Source organism: Shigella sp. FC1544 (assembly GCF_001722145.1).
Taxonomy (GTDB): Bacteria; Pseudomonadota; Gammaproteobacteria; order Enterobacterales; family Enterobacteriaceae; genus Escherichia; species Escherichia coli.
Genome location: NZ_MECT01000394.1, coordinates 1 through 631 on the forward strand (window position 1 = coordinate 1; position 631 = coordinate 631).

The 631-nt window shown below is 49.6% G+C and carries 1 protein-coding gene and 1 pseudogene; one reads left to right on the forward strand and one right to left on the reverse strand.

Going from position 1 to position 631, the window contains the following annotated elements; genetic code table 11:
• Positions 1 to 234 (reverse strand): IS3 family transposase (locus BGK49_RS17030; protein ID WP_069375777.1); only part of this gene is annotated, 234 nt, incomplete at its 3' end.
• Positions 235 to 301: 67 nt separating this feature from the next.
• Between BGK49_RS17030 and BGK49_RS17035 the strand changes: the two are divergent.
• A pseudogene (locus BGK49_RS17035) lies at positions 302 to 631 on the forward strand (DDE-type integrase/transposase/recombinase); the annotation flags it as partial.

Sequence of the window (631 nt, forward strand, 5' to 3'; positions counted from 1 at the left end):
TTCAATGCGTTGTAGCTTTTTCCTCAGCTTACGTATTTCGATTTGTTCTGGTGTTATCGGAGAGGCTTTTGGTGTTTTGCCCTGACGCTCATCACGCAGTTGTTTGACCCATCTTGTCATTGTGGAAAGGCCAACATCCATAGCTTTGGCGGCATCTGCCACCGTGTATTTCTGGTCAACAACCAGTTGAGCGGATTCGCGTTTAAACTCTGCGCTAAAATTTCTTTTTTTCATTGGAGCACCTGTGTTGTTCTGAGGTGAGCATATCACCTCTGTTCAGGTGGCCAAATTCAGTGTGCCACTTCAGAACCAGACGTTCGCTCCTACAGCACCAAATCAGGTCTGGGTGGCGGACCTGACGTATGTTGCCACACAGGAGGGATGGTTGTACCTCGCTGGCATCAAAGATGTTTATACGTGCGAAATTGTCGGCTACGCCATGGGAGAGCGCATGACAAAAGAGCTGACAGGTAAAGCCCTGTTTATGGCGCTCAGGAGCCAGCGCCCACCTGCCGGGCTAATCCACCACTCTGATCGAGGTTCACAGTACTGCGCATACGATTACCGGGTCATACAGGAGCAGTCTGGTCTGAAAACATCAATGTCGCGTAAAGGTAACTGTTACGACAAC